This is a genomic window from Streptomyces lothianensis, assembly GCF_047779955.1.
Classification (GTDB): Bacteria; Actinomycetota; Actinomycetes; order Streptomycetales; family Streptomycetaceae; genus Streptomyces.
The window spans coordinates 1-18,482 of sequence record NZ_JBLMKT010000076.1; the positions used below are offsets into that span (position 1 = coordinate 1).

At 71.3% G+C, this 18,482-nt stretch carries 12 protein-coding genes and 1 pseudogene; 6 read left to right on the forward strand and 7 right to left on the reverse strand.

What is annotated here, in order from left to right:
• The coding region (locus ACLF6P_RS27235; RefSeq protein WP_415953853.1) for a hypothetical protein at positions 1 to 2,716 on the reverse strand (2,716 nt) is incomplete at its 3' end.
• Between the two features lie 555 nt (positions 2,717 to 3,271).
• On the opposite strand from ACLF6P_RS27235, the gene ACLF6P_RS27240 reads away from it, so the two are divergent.
• The 4 genes and pseudogenes from ACLF6P_RS27240 to ACLF6P_RS27255 form a co-directional block, all read left to right on the forward strand.
• Entirely contained in the window at positions 3,272 to 4,972 is a 1,701-nt protein-coding gene (locus ACLF6P_RS27240) for a sensor histidine kinase (protein WP_415953855.1), read from the forward strand.
• Positions 4,973 to 5,397: 425 nt separating this feature from the next.
• On the forward strand, positions 5,398 to 5,820 hold the full coding sequence (locus ACLF6P_RS27245) for a pyridoxamine 5'-phosphate oxidase family protein (RefSeq protein ID WP_415953857.1): 423 nt from the start codon (positions 5,398 to 5,400) through the stop codon (positions 5,818 to 5,820).
• Between the two features lie 98 nt (positions 5,821 to 5,918).
• Positions 5,919 to 6,131: a hypothetical protein gene (locus tag ACLF6P_RS27250; RefSeq protein ID WP_415953922.1), complete on the forward strand. Its 213-nt coding sequence runs from the start codon at positions 5,919 to 5,921 to the stop codon at positions 6,129 to 6,131.
• A gap of 262 nt (positions 6,132 to 6,393) precedes the next feature.
• Positions 6,394 to 6,792 (forward strand): annotated as a pseudogene (locus tag ACLF6P_RS27255) (respiratory nitrate reductase subunit gamma); the annotation flags it as partial.
• Positions 6,793 to 6,995: 203 nt separating this feature from the next.
• On the opposite strand, the gene ACLF6P_RS27260 reads toward ACLF6P_RS27255, so the two are convergent.
• The 4 genes from ACLF6P_RS27260 to ACLF6P_RS27275 all read right to left on the reverse strand — a co-directional run bounded on the left by ACLF6P_RS27260 (position 6,996) and on the right by ACLF6P_RS27275 (position 12,664).
• Positions 6,996 to 7,688, reverse strand: a complete 693-nt coding sequence (locus tag ACLF6P_RS27260) for a response regulator (RefSeq protein ID WP_415953859.1) — start codon at positions 7,686 to 7,688, stop codon at positions 6,996 to 6,998.
• A gap of 231 nt (positions 7,689 to 7,919) precedes the next feature.
• Positions 7,920 to 8,798 carry a universal stress protein gene (locus ACLF6P_RS27265; RefSeq protein WP_415953861.1) on the reverse strand — a complete coding sequence of 293 codons (879 nt, stop codon included), beginning with the start codon at positions 8,796 to 8,798 and terminating at the stop codon, positions 7,920 to 7,922.
• Positions 8,799 to 9,116: 318 nt separating this feature from the next.
• Positions 9,117 to 11,498, reverse strand: a complete 2,382-nt coding sequence (locus ACLF6P_RS27270; RefSeq protein ID WP_415953863.1) for a phosphoketolase family protein — start codon at positions 11,496 to 11,498, stop codon at positions 9,117 to 9,119.
• Positions 11,499 to 11,758: 260 nt separating this feature from the next.
• On the reverse strand, positions 11,759 to 12,664 hold the full coding sequence (locus ACLF6P_RS27275) for a universal stress protein (RefSeq protein ID WP_415953864.1): 906 nt from the start codon (positions 12,662 to 12,664) through the stop codon (positions 11,759 to 11,761).
• Positions 12,665 to 13,007: 343 nt separating this feature from the next.
• On the opposite strand from ACLF6P_RS27275, the gene ACLF6P_RS27280 reads away from it, so the two are divergent.
• Positions 13,008 to 14,222, forward strand: coding sequence for a globin domain-containing protein (locus ACLF6P_RS27280; RefSeq protein ID WP_415953866.1), 1,215 nt, complete (start codon positions 13,008 to 13,010; stop codon positions 14,220 to 14,222).
• 329 nt (positions 14,223 to 14,551) lie between these two features.
• Here the strand turns inward: ACLF6P_RS27280 and ACLF6P_RS27285 are convergent, their stop codons facing one another.
• Positions 14,552 to 14,668 carry a methionine/alanine import family NSS transporter small subunit gene (locus tag ACLF6P_RS27285; RefSeq protein WP_415953868.1) on the reverse strand — a complete coding sequence of 39 codons (117 nt, stop codon included), beginning with the start codon at positions 14,666 to 14,668 and terminating at the stop codon, positions 14,552 to 14,554.
• 8 nt (positions 14,669 to 14,676) lie between these two features.
• On the reverse strand, positions 14,677 to 16,194 hold the full coding sequence (locus ACLF6P_RS27290; protein WP_415953870.1) for a sodium-dependent transporter: 1,518 nt from the start codon (positions 16,192 to 16,194) through the stop codon (positions 14,677 to 14,679).
• Between the two features lie 328 nt (positions 16,195 to 16,522).
• Between ACLF6P_RS27290 and ACLF6P_RS27295 the strand changes: the two genes are divergently transcribed.
• On the forward strand, positions 16,523 to 18,379 hold the full coding sequence (locus ACLF6P_RS27295; RefSeq protein WP_415953872.1) for a chloride channel protein: 1,857 nt from the start codon (positions 16,523 to 16,525) through the stop codon (positions 18,377 to 18,379).
• Positions 18,380 to 18,482: the final 103 nt, after the last annotated feature.

Sequence of the window (18,482 nt, forward strand, 5' to 3'; positions counted from 1 at the left end):
AAGGCGACGGCGACGGGGGCTCGGTCGGCTCCGACTCCGAAGGCGACGGCGACGGCGACGGGGACGGGGACGGGGACGGGGACGGGGGGACGGATACCTCGTCCACTACCCAGGGGGCCTCTGTTGCGAGCAGCGGCAGTGTTGAGCCGTTTGGCTGGCGACGGTCGCCGGTGATCGCGATCTTGTTCCAGGTGCGCTCCCCTCCCTCGAACGGCTGGCCCGCCGCGGCCTCGTCGGGCACCGCCATGGTCCAGGTGAGCGTGTAGCGTTCGCCGGCCTCGAAGACATGCTCGCCGAAGTCGAAGCGAAGGGAACTGATGCGGCTCCAGTCGTCGACCTGGTCCGCGGGCACGAAGGACGGGTCGGGTTCGCCGTCGCACTGGAAGGGGGCGCTCTTGTCGGGGCTGTTGTCCATCTCGGGGCGGCACGGGTCGGCCTCGGTGGAGTAGGTGATGGTCACCGGTGCGGAGCCCGATTCGATGGGCCCGGTGAGCGTGGGGCGCCACTGGCTGGTGACGTCGTCTTCGTACCGGCCGCTGGTCACGCCAGGGGTTCCGGGCGCGGGCAGCAGGTCGTAGGCGACGACGTTGGTGAGGTCGGTGTTGCCCATGTTGCCGAGCACGGTGCGGTATTCGACGGTGCCGCCGACGGTGGACCGGCCGGTCTCGTCCTCCTGGCCCGGTACTTCCGCCGAGTCCTTGAAGGCGTCGTCCTGGTCGCCCTTGACCTCCTTGGTGACGAACAGCGCAGAGGACTCGGCGATGGCGAAGTCGTCGGTGGCTTCGGCGACGTTCTCGCCGGTGTCGCCGTCCCCGTCGATGTCGTGGCCGTCGGTCGTACGGGTGTTGACGGGGCGCTCGGCGTCGTAGAGTCCGGCGCGGTTGCCGGCGTAGTCGGCGTCGGCGGGCGTACCGCCGTAGGTGCCGCTGTCGGCGCCGGGTTCGACCGTCGTACGGAACTCGTAGACGCAGGAGGAATTGTTCGCGGGAATCTCCGCGCCCGGTTCGGCGGTGAGTTCGACGCGGGTGCGGCCGTCGGGGGCCTCGGTGACGGTCTCGGTGAAGCGGTCCCCGGCGGGGCAGTGGTCGGGCTGGTCGTCGGCCAGGGTCCAGGAGCCCTCGATGTAGGCGAGCTGACCGGGCACCAGGTCGACGTAGCGGGGGCGCAGCGGCGAGGAGCCGGTCTGGTAACGGTCGTTGGTGAGAGTGACGGTCCAGAGGTGGGTGCCTCCGGGACCGACCGGGGTGGGGTCGGTGGACTTGCGCAGATCGGGCTGGGACACCTCGGGCTCGATGTGGAAGCTGGTGCAGGATTCCTCGTCGGCGGTGCCGCCGGCGCCGGTGAGGTCCAGCCGCGCGCAGTTGTCGACGTCGCCGCTGTCGCTGCCGTCGGGGAGTCCGGAGGCGTCGGCGCGGCCGGAGATCTGGACGATGAGGCTGGCGCGCGCGGGCAGCTCGGGGATGTCGACGCGGACGGCTGTCAGGTCGCCGAGGTCCTCCAGGGCGATGGTCTGCCCGGTGGGTGTGAGGGTTTCGGTGGTGCCGTCGCGGCGGGTCACCGTCACGGTCCAGTCGCCGCCGTAGGCACCGCCTGACGCGGTGGACAGGCTGAGCGTCCGGGCGTCGAATCCGTCGGGCAGCGTGTCGCTGAGGCGGGCTTCGGCTGTGTCGGTGCCGGTGTTGGCGAAGCGCAGCGCGTACGACACACGCTGCCCGTCGGCGGCGAGCGGGGTGTCGACGGACTTGTCGAGGGTGCCGGACACCTCGCCGCTGCCGGTGCCGATGACGGTGTCCAGCTCGTCGGTCTTGGTGATCTTCTCGGTGTCCGGGCCGTGGGGGTCGCCCGTGATGGTGGCGGTGTCGGTGAGGGTGGCGCCGTCCTCGGCGTCGTCGCTCACCCGCACGGTGATCTCGTGGACCACTCCGTAGGGGTACTCGGTCACCTGTGCCAGCTGGTCGCCCGGGCGGTCGGTGTCGGTGTCGACGGGCCAGCTGATGGTGCGGGTCTCAGGGTCGTATGTGTAGCCGGTGGGCGTGGCTTCGACCAGTTCGACACCTTCGGGGAGTACGTCGCTGAGGACGGCGTTCTCCAGGGCGAGGTTGCCGCGCGGGCGGTTGGCGTTGCGGGGGTCGTTGGTGGCGGTGACCTTGTAGGTGAGGGTCTCGCCGGGCCGTGCGGTCGTGGGGCCTTCCTTGCGGATCGCGGGGTTCGGCTCGGCGGTGACCTCGACCTCGGCGTCATCGGTGCTGGGGGTGCCGTCGCCGTTGGCGGCGGTCGCGGACATCTGTGCGGTCTGCCCGCCCGGTGGCGTCCAATAGTCCTCGGTGGGCCAGCTGACGGTGAGCTGGGAGCTCTGGCCGCTGTCGATGGAGCTGTAGGTGACGGTGACGCTGCCGTCGTCGTGCGCGGTCACGTCCGTGACGCCGGGTGGGTAGGGCTGGGACACCACGCCTTTGCCGGAGGCGCCTGGCGGGGGTGTGAAGGTGACGGTCACGTCCTGGCAGCCGCCGGGGATGGAGCACTGGATGAACCCGTTGTACGTGACGTGGTCGCCCGAGGGCACCGGCGTGGTGGCCGGGTCGAGGCGGACGCTCATCCGGGTGTCGGCGTGCGCAGCGCCGCCGTACGGGACGAATGCGAGCGCCGCGAGGGCGGCGAGCAAGACGGCCACCGCGGCGATGGCCGCGCGGCGGTACCGGTGGGTGATGAGGATCACGGCACTTCCGACCACGAGGGGATATGACTACCCGTCAACTGTGCGGCGGCGCCGGACTCACTACGCGTCACGACAACGCGATAACCACTCTTTTCACTCCACTGGACTGCTGCCCGGCGCGCCACCCGCACACCGCCGCTCACGGAGGCCACGGCCTCAAGCCCGGGCAGGTCCCTGCCCAAGGGCCGGTTGCGGACCAGGTGCTCGCACTCCGTACGAGGGCCCACAAGACTCCGCACGATGGTCCATAAAACTCCGCACGATGGTTCATAAGACTGTCGCCGGGCCGCCGAGGCGCCCGCATGGGCGGCGACGCAGCGAGGCGGGCCGGTGAGTGCAGGTGGCAAGCCGTATGCAGCGTCGGTGCGGGGCAGAGAGCCTAGGATCTTTGTTGCCACGGCGGCCGCATGAGCAAGTACGTCCGAGCGGGGCAGGGCCATTCGGGCATGAGGGAATGGCGTCTATCCGGAGGGAGCGGGGATGGCGGAGAGTCCGGAACAAGGGCAAGCGGAGAGCCCGGCGCAAGGGCAAAGGGGCGTTCCGGCGAGGCCTCAGTTGCGGCTGGATGAGCTGCTGGACGGCCTGCAGGCTCAGGTGGAGCAGGTCCGCGCGACCCGGGACCGGGTACACACCCTGCTGGACGCCGTCCTCTCCATCGGCACCGACCTGGATCTCGACGTCGTGCTGCGCCGGATCACCGAGTCCGCGGTCACCCTGGTGGACGCCCAGTACGGGGCGCTGGGCGTGCTCGGTGACGAGGGCAAGATCCGGCAGTTCATCACGGTCGGCATGGACGAGGGCACGATCAAGACGATCGGCCACTATCCCGAGGGCCAGGGCATCCTGGGGTTGCTGATCAAGGAGCCGGAGCCGCTGCGCCTGGCCGACCTGGGTCGGCATCCCGACTCCGTCGGCTTCCCGGCGGGGCATCCGCCGATGACGACGTTCCTGGGTGCACCGGTACGCGTGCGCGACCAGGTCTTCGGCAACCTCTACCTGACCGACAAGCGCGGCGGCGGAGAGTTCGACGACGATGACGAAGCGGTCCTGCGCACCCTCGCGGCCGCGGCCGGCGTCGCGATCGACAACGCCCGCCTGTACGAGGACACCCGGCGCCGCGAGCAGTGGCTGGCGGCGAGCAGCGAACTCACGCGCAGCATGCTGTCGGGCACCGACACGAGTCAGGTCCTGCACCAGATCACGGTCACGGTCCGGGCCCTTTCCGGCGCCGATCTGGTGACGCTGGCGGTGCCGTTCGACGGCGGTGACGAGCTGGTGATCGAGGCCGCCGAGGGCGAGGGCGCCGAGCAGCTGCACGGGCTGATCCTGCCTGCGGCCACGCCGGCCGCAGAGGTCTACCGCTCCAACCGGCAGGTCTCGGGCAGTGCCCTGTCTCAGGAGCAGCAGGCCGGGGGCGGTCCGGCGGCACGCATCGACCTGGGGCCCGGCTTCCTGCTTCCCCTGGGCGGGGCCGAGCACGTGCGCGGTGTGCTGCAGGTCGCGAACATGGCGGGCGGCGCGGAGTTCACCGAGGCCACCATGACCATGGTCAGTGGGTTCGCCGATCAGGCCGCGCTGGCTCTGGAGATCGCCGAGCATCGGCGTGAGGCCGAACATCTGCTGGTGTTGAGTGACCGCGACCGCATCGCCCGCGATCTGCACGATCTGGCCATCCAGCGGCTGTTCGCCTCCGGGCTGACGCTGAACTCGGTACTGGGACGCCTTTCCGACCGGCCGCAGGTGGCCGAGCGGGTGCGGCGGGTCGTCGACGACCTGGACGACACCATCAAGACCGTGCGAGGCACGATCTACGCACTGCGCGAAAGTGACCGTGCCGACAGCGGCGGCGGACTGCGTGGCAACATCCTGGCCGAGACCGACCAGGCCGCCACCGTACTCGGATTCACTCCGGCCCTGCGCATGACCGGCCTGCTGGACACGGACGTCCCTCTCAGCCATGCCGAACAGTTGCTGGCGGTGCTGCGTGAGACCCTCGCGAACGCGGCCCGGCACGCGCATGCCACCGCCGTCGAGGTCACCGCCGAGACGGACGGCTCGAGGCTACGCCTGCGTGTCGCCGACAACGGCAGGGGTTTCGACCCGGCGGTCACCCGCCGCAGCGGCCTGGACAACCTCCGCGAGCGCGCCACCGGCCTCGGCGGGAGCTTCACTCTCACCCCGAACGAGCCCACCGGCACCATCGCGGCATGGACGGTGCCCCTGCCTCCACAGGCACGACCGTCGCAGATGAGCTGAGGTTTCCCGGGGGTGCCGGGTCCTCCTGGGTACCGCGACCGGGGCCGGTGAACGTCGGAGAGGACCGCCTCGATGTGGTGGGGCTCGCCCGCCGGCACGGCGATCCGGCCGGGCAAGTCCCCGACCCGGGCCGGGACTGTCGCACACGGCGGTCTCTCCCCCCCCTGTGCGCCGGTGGTTCTCAGCCCGCCCTACGGCATCCCGTCACCACTGCCCGCAGCCCGACCCGCCCGCGGCATGGCCATCGGTCCCTGCCGCGGGCCGGACGGGCCCGGGTTCGGACCCGGTCTCCGTTCCCACGGCCCCGGTGCCGGGTTGCCCGCACAACCCCGCGGAATAAACGACCGCACGACGGCTTCCGGCCGGGTGGGGCCAGGGCCGGTCGGCCCTACCCCCACCCGGCAGCCGCCAGGGACGATGGGCTGATGTTGCAGAACAACGCCTTTCGCGCACTCGACCGGCAGGAATGCCTGCGTCTGCTCACCAAGGTGCCGGTCGGCCGTGTGGTCTACACCAGACAGGCGCTGCCCGCGGTCCTCCCCCTCAACTTCTCCCTGGACACGGATGACTCCGTCCTGCTGTGTACCTCACCGGACTCGGACCTCGTACGCGCCATCGACGGCGTCGTGGTGGCTTTCTCGGCGGACAAGTTCGATGCGGCGACCCGGTCCGGCTGGAGCGTGGTCGTCACAGGGCGGGCCGCCGTGGTGACCGACCCCGCCGAGCACGAGCGCCTGTCGCAGTCCGGCCCCACATCCTGGATGCCCCTGCGGGACACCGTGTTCGTTCGGATCGAGTCCGAGATGGTCACCGGTCGTGAACTCACGGGAACGCCCGGCCCGCGGTGAGGCGCAGCCCGTAGTGACCGTGCGGGGCGTCCCGGAGCCCGCGCCCGATGCCCCTCCGCCGCCCGGGCAGCATGCAACGCCCCGCACCTACCGGCCCCATGCCGCGGCTGGCAGTAGGGACCAACGTCCCTGATCCGGTTCCGCTTCGGCCCTGTTTTCCGGCCGACCGGGGAACCGGTGGCCATCTGCCGGGGACCGACGTCCTCGCGGTTCCGCCGCTGCACGACACCCCCGACGAACTCGCCCAGCCCGGCGGTGTCGTACGGGACTGGAAGGCCGACGAGGCCGGCACCGGCGCGGGCTGGCGCTGATCAACCGCGCGCTGACCGACTCCGGCTTCCCCTACCGGCATGTCCTGGCGGCGCTGCTCGCCCTCCTGCCGCCGTCCACCGAGGCCGACCGCGCGCCAGGACCAGCTCGTCGCCGAGGGCCCGCCCGACGAGGAGGTCGGCCTCCACCCCTACGGGCCTACGGGGACGGGGAGTTCGCGCCGCCGGGCGCTTTCGTGCCGCCCATGCAGGCCCCGCCCACCCGAGTCAAGCCCACCCCGGGCAGCCGTACGGAAGGCCCCCGATGAACACCGCGCTCTCCCCCTCGGCCACCGCCTCGGTGAGCGGCGCCGATCTCCTCCTGTGGGTCGCCGTCCCCTACGGCTGCTTCGCCGTGTTCGTGGCCGGCCACGTCTGGCGGTACCGGCAGGACCAGTTCGGCTGGACCTCCCGCACCACCCAGCTCCTCGAACACCGCTGGCTGCGCTGGGGCAGCCCCCTGTTCCACATCTGCGCCTTCCTGGTGATCGCCGGACACGCCGTGCGACTCGCCATCCCCGGCTCCTGGGCCGAGGCCATCGGCATCGGCATCGGCATCGGCATCGGCATCGGCGAGCACACGTACCACACCACGGCCGTCTGGGCGGGCTCGGTGGGCGGAGCCGCCATGGTCGCCGGACTCGGCATGCTGTGCGCCCGCCAGCCGGCACAGGCCGCTGGGTCCGGTCCTGCCGGAGCCGTTGCTGCCCATGCGCACGCGATGTGCGTTGGCCTCCCGGTCGACCCGGTAGACCCGCGTCTGATGTGCTGCCGGCCGGGCGGCCGGGGTGCGGTCGGACGCGGTCCGGCCAGGGCAAACCGGGGGGCCTTCGGCGCCGGGCAAGCCGCGGAGGTGTCGGCGGAGGTTCAGTTGCCTTCCTGCTTCCGCCGGTCCTGGGCCTGCGTGGCGATGACGGCGGCCTGGATGCGCCGTTCCACGCCCAGCTTGGCCAGCAGCCGGGAGATGTGGTTCTTGACCGTCTTCTCGGCAAGGTAGAGGCGCTCACCGATCTGGCGGTTGGTCAGGCCCTCACCGATCAGGTCCAGGATCTCCCGCTCCCGCCCGGTCAGCCCCGGCAGGGCATCGGGCTCGGGGTCCGGCTCCTGGGCCTGACGCAGCCGGGTCATCAGCCTGGCGGTGGCGCTGGGGTCGAGCAGCGACTGGCCGGCGGCCACCGTGCGGACGGCCGAGACCAGGTCCGTGCCCTGGATCTGCTTCAGCACGTATCCGGAGGCGCCGGCCATGATCGAGTCGAGCAGGGCCTCCTCGTCGTCGAACGAGGTCAGCATCAGACAGGACAGTTCCGGCATGCGTGAGCGCAGCTCGCGGCAGACGGTCACTCCGTCGCCGTCGGGCAGCCGCACATCGAGCACGGCCACCTGCGAGCGCAGCGCGGGAGCCCGCACCAGGGCCTGCTCCGCCGTGCCCGCCTCGCCGACGACGGTGATGTCCGGCTCGTCGTTCAGCAGGTCGCGCACACCACGCCGTACCACCTCATGGTCGTCCATGAGGAAGACCCGGATCGGGTTGTCGCTGCCGAATCGCTCAGTGTCCGCCATCGACGGCTCCTGTCCTGTGTCGTCTGTCCCGGAAACCGCGAACCGCCTCACGGGGCGGGACCGGTCCTTGGCCTGACATGGATCCTGCGCGACTTCCGGGCCAACGGCCAGGGCCGACCGGCCCATTTCGTCCGGCTGCGGGAACACCGGTACGGGCAGGGCGTGGTGTGCGGCCCAGGACAACTGCTCAGGCAGGGTGAGTCCCGCCCGTCGACTGCGGCTCGGGCACGTTCACTCCTTGCCGCGGACCACCGCGACCGGGCAGTGGGCGTGATGCAGCACGGCCTGGCTGACCGAGCCGAGCAGCAGGCCGGCGAAGCCACCCCGGCCCCGGGCGCCGGTCACCAGCAACTGGGCGGACCGGCTGGCCTCGATCAACGCCTGCCGCGTCCCGCCGTGCACCACCCGGTGCTCCACCACCACAGCCGGGTACCGCTCCTGGTGACCGGCGAGCGCCTCCGACAGCAGGCGCTCCTCCTCCCCGGCGAGGACGCCCGGCGGGTTCGCGTACGGCATCGAGGAGTCCTTCGGCGCGGGCAACGGCGCGTTCCACGTGGTCCACGCGTGCAGCGCCACCAGCGGCGCCTTGCGCAAGTCGGCCTCTGCGAACGCGAAGTCCACCGCCGGCCCGCCCGCCGCCGAGCCATCGACGCCGAGGACGATCGGGCCCTCCGGACTCGGCTCCTCCCGCACGACAAGCACCGGACACCGGCCGTGTGCCACCAGATGGACGGCCGTCGACCCGACCAGCATCCCGACGAACCCGCCCATGCCACGCGACCCGACCACCACCAGCTCGGCTGCACGCGACTGCGCCTCCAGCACCGTCAGAGCCTCTCCGGTCACCACGGCATGGCTGACCTCGACCTCCGGTGCCTCGGCGCGCGCCCGCTCGACCGCCTCGGCCACGAGGCGGTCGGCCAGGTTCCGGAGTCCGCCCTCGGGCGGGCCCGCCGGTGACGGGCCCAGGCGCACGTGCAGCGCGGGCCAGATGAACGCGTGCACCACCCGCAGCCCGGCCCCGCGCACCCTCGCCTCCCGTGCCGCGACCTCGACCGCGGCGAGACTCGACGCCGAGCCGTCCACACCGACTACCACCACACCGCTCATCATGCCTCCTACATCCAGTACGCCAGTACGCCACTGCTCTCACCGCCACACTCCCGCGGCCGCGCCCCCGTGTGTATGGGCCGGATGGCGCCAGGGCCGGAGCCGACCGGCACTCTTTCGCGGCGGGGAGGCCCTGTCGGCGCAACCGAGGCCGGCTGTCCCCCCCCTCGCGTGGCTGGGCTGTCGGGCCCAGGGGCCCAGGGGCCCGGAGGGCGACGGCGCAGACGAGCCGGGCAGGGGCCGGGCCCGAACAGCAGGACGACAGGCCCCGGACAGCGGGTCGAACATCCCGCTGCCCGGGGCCTGTTGGCGTCAGGTTCAGCCGTCCCACGACCAGTCAGCGACTTCCGGCAGGTCGATGCCGTGCACACGGATCCACTCGTGGTGGCGCAGCCGGGCCTCCTCCATGCGCTGGCGCACCGCCGCGGCACGTACTGCCAGGCCGGGCACACGGTCGATGACGTCCATGACCAGCCGGTAGCGGTCCATGTCGTTGCCGACGACCATGTCGAACGGCGTGGTCGTCGTCCCGACCTCCTTGTAGCCGCGCACATGGAGGTTCCTGTGGCCGGTGCGGCGGTAGGCCAGGCGGTGGATGAGCCACGGGTAGCCGTGGTACGCGAAGATCACCGGCCGGTCGGTGGTGAACAGGCCGTCGTACTCGAAGTCGCTCATGCCGTGCGGGTGTTCCTCGCTGGGCAGCAGCCGGGCGATGTCGACGACGTTGACGACGCGGACGGCAAGATCGGGCAGGTGGTGGCGCAGCAGCTGCGCGGCGGCCAGCACCTCCTCGGTGGGTACGTCGCCCGCACAGGCCAGCACGACGTCCGGCTCCCGTCCGTTCTCCGTCCCCGCCCACTCCCAGATCCCCGCGCCACGGGCGCAGTGCGCCTTCGCCTGTTCCATCGGCAGCCAGTCGAAGCGGGGCTGCTTGCCCGCCACGATCACGTTCACGTAGTCCTTGCTGCGCAGCGCGTGATCGGCAACCGACAGCAGCGTGTTGGCGTCCGGCGGCAGGTAGACCCGTACCGCTTCCGGGCTCTTGTTGAGGACGTGGTCGACGAAGCCCGGGTCCTGATGGGAGAAGCCGTTGTGGTCCTGGCGCCATACATGCGAGGTGAGCAGGTAGTTGAGGGAGGCGATGGGAGCGCGCCAGGGCAGGCGGCGGGTGACGCGCAGCCACTTGATGTGCTGGTTGACCATGGAGTCGACGATGTGGACGAACGCCTCGTAACAGGAGAACAGCCCGTGTCGGCCGGTGAGCAGATATCCCTCCAGCCAGCCCTGGCAGGTGTGTTCGGACAGGATCTCCATCACCCGGCCGTGCCGGTCCAGGTGCTCGTCGACGGGCAGGACCTGTGCCTGCCACGCCTTGCCGCTGGCGTCGAAGACGGCCTGCAGCCGGTTGGAAGCGGTCTCGTCCGGTCCCACGAGCCGGAAGTCACGCCGCTCGCCGGTGGCGTGCATGACGTGCTCCAGCAGATCACCGAGGACGCGGGTGGGTTCGTGCAGGGTCGCGCCGGGCTTGTCGACGGGCACGGCGTAGCGTTCCAGTGGGGGCAGCGGCAGTTCGCGCAGCAGCAGGCCGCCGTTGGCGTGCGGGGTGGCACCCAGACGCCGGGAGCCGTCCGGCACGCAGGACAGCACATGCTCGCGGGGGCTGCCCTGCGCGTCGAAGAGCTCTTCCGGCCGGTACGAGCGAAGCCATGCCTCCAGCTGCCGCAGATGCTGCGGGTTGTCCCGTACGGCAGCCAGCGGCACCTGGTGGGAGCGCCAGGTGCCCTCCACCGGCAGTCCGTCGACCTCGGCCGGGCCGGTCCAGCCCTTCGGTGTGCGTAGCACGATCACCGGCCAGTGCGGCCGTTCGGACACGCCGTCTTCGCGCGCTTTGCGCTGGAGGAGCGCGATGCGGTCCAGGGCGTCGTCCATCGCGGCAGCCATCGCCCGGTGCACCGTCATCGGGTCGTCGCCGCTGACGTGGATCGGGATGTGGCCGTATCCCCGCAGCAGGGCGTCGAGTTCGGATTCGGGCAGGCGGGACAGCACGGTCGGGTTGGCGATCTTGTAGCCGTTGAGGTGGAGGATCGGCAGGACGGCGCCGTCGTGGACGGGGTCGAGGAACTTGTTGGAGTGCCACGAGGCGGCCAGCGGCCCGGTCTCCGCCTCGCCGTCACCGACCACGCAGGCGACGAGCAGGTCCGGATTGTCGAGGGCGGCTCCGTAGGCATGCGAGAGGGCGTAGCCGAGCTCGCCTCCCTCGTGGATCGAGCCGGGTGTCTCCGGGGCCACGTGGCTGGGCACGCCACCGGGGAAGGAGAACTGCCGAAACAGCCTCTCCATGCCGGCCGCGTCCCGGGTGACGTCGGGGTAGGTCTCGCTGTAGGTGCCCTCCAGCCAGGAGTTGGCGAGGACCGCGGGGCCGCCGTGCCCCGGCCCCCAGATGCACAGGGCGTCCTGGCGGCGTGCCTTGATCAGCCGGTTGAGATGGGTGTGGACCAGGTTCAGCCCGGGCGAGGTGCCCCAGTGGCCGAGCAGCCGCGGCTTGACGTGCTCGGGACGCAGCGGCTCGGTCAGCAGAGGGTTCGCCATGAGGTAGATCTGACCGACGGACAGGTAGTTCGCGGCGCGCCAGTGGGCATCCAGCGCACGGAGTTCGTCCTCGGCGAGCGGGGCGGACGCCGGCCGTGTGTCGACGGACATCGGGGGTTCCCTTCCGGGTCGGGGCAGTCGGTGGTGCAAGCGGGTCCGTACTGCCCCTCACCCTCCCGCACCCCGCCGGGCACCCGACAGGGCCAACCGGGCTATCCGCGGAGCGCGGCGGTGGCGTCGGTCCCCACGTGGCCCGCGTCGGCACCAAAGGGGCAGTGGGAGCGGTGGGTCCACTGCGGTGGGTCCACTGCGGTGGGTCCACTGCGTTCGGCCCACTGCGTCCGGGATCTCCACTCGCACCGAGCTGGCTGTCAGTCGTGCGCGACAACGGCCACGGGGGTGGCCGCGTGGTGCAGTACCGCCTGCGTGACGGGGCCGATGTGGACGCCGAACGGGCTGCGGCGGACTCGACGTCCGACGACAACCAGGGAAGTCTCCCGGGAGGCGTCGATGAGGTGGTCGGCCGGGCTGCCGGACGGGCACTCCTCGACGACTTCGACATCCGGGTACTTCTGCCGCCAGGGCCGCAGCAGTGCGGTGAGAGCGGCGGCTTCCTGCCGGCCGAGTTCGGCGTTGAGCTCGACGTCGGCGGGCAGGCCGTAGGCGAAGTAGGGCGGGAGCTTCCAGCCGTGCACGACCCGCAGGGCGGTGCCGCGCAGGGCGGCCTCCTCGAAGGCGAAGGCGATCACCGTGTCGTCGGGATCGGCGGTGTCGAGCCCGAGCACCACGGGCCGGTACGGGGTCGAGGCGGACGGAATGCCGGCAGGGTCCATCTCGTGCTCGTCGGTTGACTGTTCCCCGGCCCTCACCAGCACGACGGGGGTGTAGGTGTGCCTGATCACCGCCGCGCCCACGGACCCGACGAGGTACCCGCCGATCCCGCTCAGCCCACGCGAGCCGAGGACCAGGAGTTCGGTGTCCTTGGCCGCCTCGGGCAACGCGTCCATCGGCCTGCCGGGAATCGGTTCGATCTCCACCCGCAGGCCGGAATGGCGCCGGCGCAGGCCCTCAGCGGCCTCGCGCGGAATCCGTTCGCCCCAGTGCCGCAGCTTCCCGGCGCCGAGCTGCGAGGCCTGCGCGATGGGGTCCGGAACGGCCTCCCAGACGTGCACCAGCCGCAGCGGCAGGCCGCGCAGCTTCGCCTCCCGGGCCGCCCACTCGGCAGCCGCGCGGCTTTCCTTGGAGCCGTCGAAGCCCACGGTGACGTTGCGGAACATGCTGTCCACCTCCTGTGTCGGGGTTGCGCTGCCAGAGTGGTGGCGGGGGAGGCCGCGGGTGCAGGTACCGCAGGTCCCTCGTCCGGGGCCGACCGGCCCCCATCGGTCTCAGCGGCGTCCCCGCACCACGCCGCGGCGCCGTTCGGCCCTGCTTTCCGGCACTCCGTTGGGCCGATGCGCCCGAGTCGGCAGGGCCGATGAGCCCCTCTTCGCCCAGCGCCGCGAAACGGCCCCGGAGCGCGGCCCGGTGACTGATACACAGGAAACGGCCGCCCCGCTTCCGGTACGGCTCTCCCCCTCAGGGGTCCTCGCACCCCCTCATCAGCCCTGTCAGGGAGGCTTCATGCTGTCCGCAGAGTCCGCCGCCGTGGTCCGTTCCACGCTGCCTGCCGTAGGCGGAGCACTCGACGAGATCACGACCCGCTTCTACGGCGCGATGTTCCGCGACCGGCGGGAGCTGCTCGACGGGATGTTCAACCGCGGCAACCAGGCCAGCGGGGCCCAGCGCCGCGCCCTGGCCGGCTCGATCGCCGCGTTCGCGACCATCCTGCTCGACCACCCGGACAAGCGCCCGGATGTCCTGCTGGACCGGATCGCGCACAGGCACGCCGCGGTCGGGGTCACCGACGACCAGTACACGATCGTGCACAAGTACCTGTTCGGTGCGATGGCCGAGGTACTCGGCGAGGCGGTCACCCCTCAGGTGGCGGCCGCCTGGGACGAGGTGTACTGGCTGATGGCCGGAGCCCTCATCGGCAGGGAGGCCCGCCTCTACCAGGACGCGGGCGTCGGGCCCGGCCGGATCTGGCGGCAGTGGACGGTCGTCGAGCGCCGCACCGAAACCGACGACGTGGTGTCCTTCCTCCTCAGGCCCGCCGACGGCGCCCCCGCGCCCCGGGCCCGGGCGGGCCAGTACGTCAGCGTCCGTCTGCGCATGCCCGACGGGATGCACCAGCTGCGCCAGTACAGCCTCTCCTCCGACCCGGGCGAGGACCTGCGAAGGATCACCGTCAAGCGGATCCCTGCCACGGCCGACGCCCCGGACGGCGAGGTCTCCAGCCTGCTGCACCGCCACGTCCGCGCCGGAGACGAGCTGACGCTCTCCGTGCCGTTCGGCGAGGTCGTCCTCGACGACCCGGCCGACGCCACCACCCCGGTCGTCCTGGTCTCCGCCGGAATCGGCAACACCCCCATGACCGGCATCCTGGCCCACCTCACCGCCCTCGCCTCCACCCGGCCGGTGCTGGTTCTGCACGCCGATCGCTCCCCCGCCGACCACGCCCTGCGCACCGAGACCACCGAACTGGTCGGGCGACTGCCGGGCGCCCGTGCGGTCTTCTGGTACGAGCGGCCCGGATCGCAGGAACCCCACGCCCGCGAGGGCCGGATGAACCTCCGCGGCATGGAACTGCCCGAGAACGTCACGGTGTTCCTGTGCGGCCCGCTTCCCTTCATGCGGGACGTCCGCGCACAGCTGCTGGGCGCCGGAGTGCCCGCCCGGCGCATCCGCTACGAGGTCTTCGGCCCCGACCTGTGGCTGCCCGGCCAGGCGGCCTGAACACCCCACGGCCCCACCGCCCTCGCGAAGGCTGCCTGCGCAGCACGGGGACCCTGTTCGTCCGCGGCAACACAGGGTGGGCCGGGGCTGCTGCCAGTCCGGCGGCTCCTGCCATGCGTCCCCGACGGGGATCTTCCGGTCGGCCTTGCCGGTTTCGGGGTCGAGGCGTGGAGGACGCCGTTCCTGCCGACGAGGAGAACTGCACCCCGGGGCCCGCGGCCGAGCGAACGGGAGCGAACAGCCGGTGCTTGCCCGGATCTGGCAACCGGACCCCACGCGAAGACCCCGGTCACGCCTCGCGGCAAGCGGTGTCACAAGGACCGCTCGCCTCACTCCGGCATGGAGTGCTCGTCCGGATGGCTCCTGAGTTTGATGATGGCGGCGATCAGTCCGCCCCAGACGATGATGATGGACACGATCATCATCACCACGGCTCCGGTGGACATGGGCTCTCCTACTTGCTCAGGGTGTCAGGATCGATTTCGAGTTCGCTGTCCTGACTCCTCCAGGGGATCAGCGAGACGAGGATGCCCACGGCCAGCGTGCCGATCGCGACGCTCCAGCCGGTGGCGAGCAGGAACGAGGTCGAGTAGCCCGCGTAGTTCTCGGAGAGTTCCTGGCGCAGCGCGTCCACCAGCATCCAGCCCAGGCCGAGCGGGGTGATCACACCGAGGCAGATCTTCCACCAGTGGCCGAGCCGGACGGCCGAGGTCGCGTCCGCGTTCTGCTGCAGTGCGGGCAGCTGGCGCAGCACCCAGGCCACGGCCACGACGCTGACGAGGGCGGCCAGCGCAATGCCGTACTGGTTGACGAAGTGGTCGGCGGAGTCGAGGAGATAGAGCCCGCTGTCCGTCGGGAACAGCACCAGCGAGATCACGGCGACCAGGCCCCCGGCGGCGAACACGGCGGGGATCCGGCCGAGCCCGGTCCGGTCCTCGACCGCGGAGACGATCACCTGCACGATGCTGATCAGCGAGGTGGTTCCCGCGATGACCAGGGAGCCGAAGAACAGCACGCCGAAAAAGGCGCCCGCGGGCATCTGGGAGATGATCGTCGGGAAGGCGATGAAGGCAAGTCCGAGGCCGCCCTGCACATCCCCGATCGCGCCACCTGTCTGCGCGGCCATGAAGCCCAGCGTCGCGAACACGCCGATGCCGGCGAGGATTTCGAAGGAGCTGTTGGCGAAGCCGGCCACCAGCGCGGATCCGGTGAGATCGGAGCGGCGGCGCAGGTACGAGGCGTACGTGACCATGATGCCGAAGCCGATGGAGAGCGAGAAGAAGATCTGACCGTAGGCAGCGACCCAGACGGAACCGTCGGTCAGGGCCTCCCAGTCCGGCGAGAAGAAGGCGTCGAGGCCGAGGTTCGCGCCGTCCAGGGTGAGGGCCCGGATCACCAGGACCACGAAGAAGACGACGAGCAGCGGGATGAAGATCTTGTTGAGCTTCTCGATACCGCGCCTGACACCCATGGCCAGAACGATCAGGACGACCGCCCAGACGGCGAGCAGCGGCCAGAACACCCCGCCGACGTACGAGGAGATGGCGCCGGGCGCCTCGGCCACCTGCAGAAAGTCCTGGAGCAGGAACTCGTCGGGCTTGTCGCCCCACTGCTCCCCGAAGGAGAAGCCGACGTAACGCACGGCCCAGGCGAGGATGACGGCGTAGTACGCGGCGATCACCACGCAGATGGCCACTTGCCACCAGCCGATGAACTGAGCCGGCTTGGCCATCTTGCGCAGCGCGGCCGGGGGCGACTTCCGGTATTTGCGCCCGATCGTGTATTCCATGATCAGGAGAGGCAGCCCCGCGGTGAGCAGCGCGACCAGATACGGCAGGAGGAAGGCTCCGCCGCCGTTCTCGTAGGCGACGGCCGGGAAGCGCCAGATGTTGCCGAGGCCGATGGCGGAGCCGATCGCGGCCAAGAGGAATCCTGCGCGCGTGCCCCACTGTTCGCGGGATTGATTGGCCATGTGGATCCCTCTTGTTGTCGACTCCGTCTTGTTCCTGCCCCTGGGGTCTTGCCGAGAATCTCCCGAGAAACACCCTGCGGAGAATCTCCTGCCCGATGGGCCGAGCTCAGCCAGTTCACGTCAGTCTGGCAGCGGGTGCCCGATACCGCTCGCCGGATGCGTCCGAACGCGCGGCACAGCCCCCGAAGCCCCTGGCCGTCCCCCGCCGCCCACGGGTTCCTGCGACGGCTTCGCCCCGTCGTCACGGAACACGACCGGTCAGGCCCTGCCCCTTGACAAGCTTTGCATAATGCAAAATGGCGCGACCGAAGGGAAGGCAGAGCACTGCATGAGCGGGTCGTCGACGGCGAAGGACGGGACACGGAGGGCCGGGGCGGCACGGGAGCCGCGGGAGCCCGACAAGACAGCGGGCGCGCCATGGCGGCGCCGTCTCGAGGGCGGTCTGCGGCACGCGCCCTGGGGGCTGGCCGGGCTCGCCCTGGCGATCGGGGTGGGTGCCGGGCTCGGCTCGATCGCCTTCCGCCGGCTGATCGACACCTTCACCCGGCTGTTCTCGGGGCACGCCGACTACGCCGGCGCCGGGGGTGCGTCCCATCCGCACGTGCCCTGGCTCGGACCGTGGTTCGTGCTGGTCGTCCCGGTGATCGGCGGGCTGCTGTACGGGCCGCTGGTGGACCGCTTCGCCAAGGAGGCCCGCGGCCACGGCGTGCCCGAGGTGATGCTCGCGGTCGATCGGCGCGGCGGACGCATCAACCCCAACGTGTCCGTCGTCAAGGCCCTGGCCTCCGCGCTCACCATCGGCTCGGGTGGTTCGGTGGGGCGTGAGGGGCCGATCGTTCAGATCGGCGCCGCGCTCGGCTCGACCCTGGGCCGCTTCACGAAGGTCGCCGAGGGACGGATGAGGCTCCTGGTGGCCTGTGGTGCGGCGGGCGGTATCGCGGCGACGTTCAACGCGCCGCTTGCCGGGGTGTTCTTCGCGATGGAGCTGATCCTGCGCAGCTTCGCCGTCGAGGCCTTCGCCGCCATCGTGGTCTCCAGTGTCGCCGCCAGCGTGATCGGCCGGGCGGCCTTCGGCGACGTCGCCTTCCTCGACCTGCCGCCCTTCCGCGTCGAACACCTCGCTCAGTACGGCCTGTTCGTGTTGCTCGGTGTCATCGCGGGCGCCGTCGGTATCGGCTTCACCCGGATCCTGTACTGGATCGAGGACGCCTGCGACTGGGCCTGGCGCGGACCGGAGTGGCTGCGTCCGGCCGCCGGCGGCCTGCTGCTCGGAGTGGTGCTCCTCGTCCTCCCGGAGATGTACGGAGTCGGCTACCCGGTCCTGGAGAACGCGGCCGAGGGCGAGTACGCGGCGGCCTTCCTGCTGCTGCTCCTGGCCGGGAAGATCATCGCCACCAGCCTCACCATCGGCATCGGCGGATCCGGCGGTGTGTTCGCGCCCAGCCTGTTCATGGGCGCGATGCTCGGCGCCGCCTACGGTTCCGTCCTGCACTCCCTGGTCCCCGGGACGGCAGGTGCCGTCGGCGCGTATGCCCTGGTCGGCATGGGTGCGGTCTTCGCAGGGGCTTCCCGCGCCCCGATCACGGCCGTCATCATCCTCTTCGAGCTGACCGGCCAGTACACGATCATCCTGCCGCTGATGCTCGCGATCGTCACCGCGACGGCCGTCAGCAAGCTGCTCTCCCGCGACACCATCTACACGCTCAAGCTGCGGCGGCGCGGCATCGATCTCGAGAAGCCGGCCTCCGGCACCGCGGTCGCCGGCCGGCGGGTGCGTGAGTTCATGGAGCGGGCCCCGGAGACCATCGGGGCAGACGTCCGACTCGCCGATGCCGCCGAGCGGTTGTCCCGCTCCGAGCACGGTGCCCTGCCGGTCACCGGCGACGACGGCCGCCACCTCGGGACGGTGACGGCCCGCGCGGTGGCCGAGGCGCTGGCCAGGAAGCCGGCCCAACAGGCCCACGCGGTCGGCGAGCTCGTGCACACACCGCAGCCGCTCGGCGAGGACATGCCACTCGACGCCGCGCTGCAGGCCCTCATGGCCGCCCCGGGCACCGGACTGCCGGTCCTCGACTCCGAGCGGATCCGGCTGGTCGGCTGGCTCACCCACCACGGCGCGCTGCGCGCCGTGCACCCGGCTCCGCAGGCCTCCGCTCCGGCCCGGGAACCCGCCGCGGCCGGGTAGGGAGGAGGACTGCCGGGCCCAGGCACCCCGGTCGCGGGCGGGCGGGTCTGCCGTCTGCCGTCTGCCGCAACCGGTGAGGTGGGCCGACCGGGCGGGCGGGGCT

What these genes read in the sequence shown, in the direction of transcription:
- ACLF6P_RS27245 (WP_415953857.1), top strand. Translation starts at nt 5,398, where the DNA reads ATGTTGCAGAACAACGCCTTTCGCGCACTCGACCGGCAGGAATGCCTG.
- ACLF6P_RS27250 (WP_415953922.1), top strand. Translation starts at nt 5,919, where the DNA reads ATGCCGCGGCTGGCAGTAGGGACCAACGTCCCTGATCCGGTTCCGCTT.
- ACLF6P_RS27260 (WP_415953859.1), bottom strand. Translation starts at nt 7,688, where the DNA reads ATGGCGGACACTGAGCGATTCGGCAGCGACAACCCGATCCGGGTCTTC.
- ACLF6P_RS27265 (WP_415953861.1), bottom strand. Translation starts at nt 8,798, where the DNA reads ATGAGCGGTGTGGTGGTAGTCGGTGTGGACGGCTCGGCGTCGAGTCTC.
- ACLF6P_RS27270 (WP_415953863.1), bottom strand. Translation starts at nt 11,498, where the DNA reads ATGTCCGTCGACACACGGCCGGCGTCCGCCCCGCTCGCCGAGGACGAA.
- ACLF6P_RS27275 (WP_415953864.1), bottom strand. Translation starts at nt 12,664, where the DNA reads ATGTTCCGCAACGTCACCGTGGGCTTCGACGGCTCCAAGGAAAGCCGC.
- ACLF6P_RS27280 (WP_415953866.1), top strand. Translation starts at nt 13,008, where the DNA reads ATGCTGTCCGCAGAGTCCGCCGCCGTGGTCCGTTCCACGCTGCCTGCC.
- ACLF6P_RS27285 (WP_415953868.1), bottom strand. Translation starts at nt 14,668, where the DNA reads ATGTCCACCGGAGCCGTGGTGATGATGATCGTGTCCATCATCATCGTC.
- ACLF6P_RS27290 (WP_415953870.1), bottom strand. Translation starts at nt 16,194, where the DNA reads ATGGCCAATCAATCCCGCGAACAGTGGGGCACGCGCGCAGGATTCCTC.
- ACLF6P_RS27295 (WP_415953872.1), top strand. Translation starts at nt 16,523, where the DNA reads ATGAGCGGGTCGTCGACGGCGAAGGACGGGACACGGAGGGCCGGGGCG.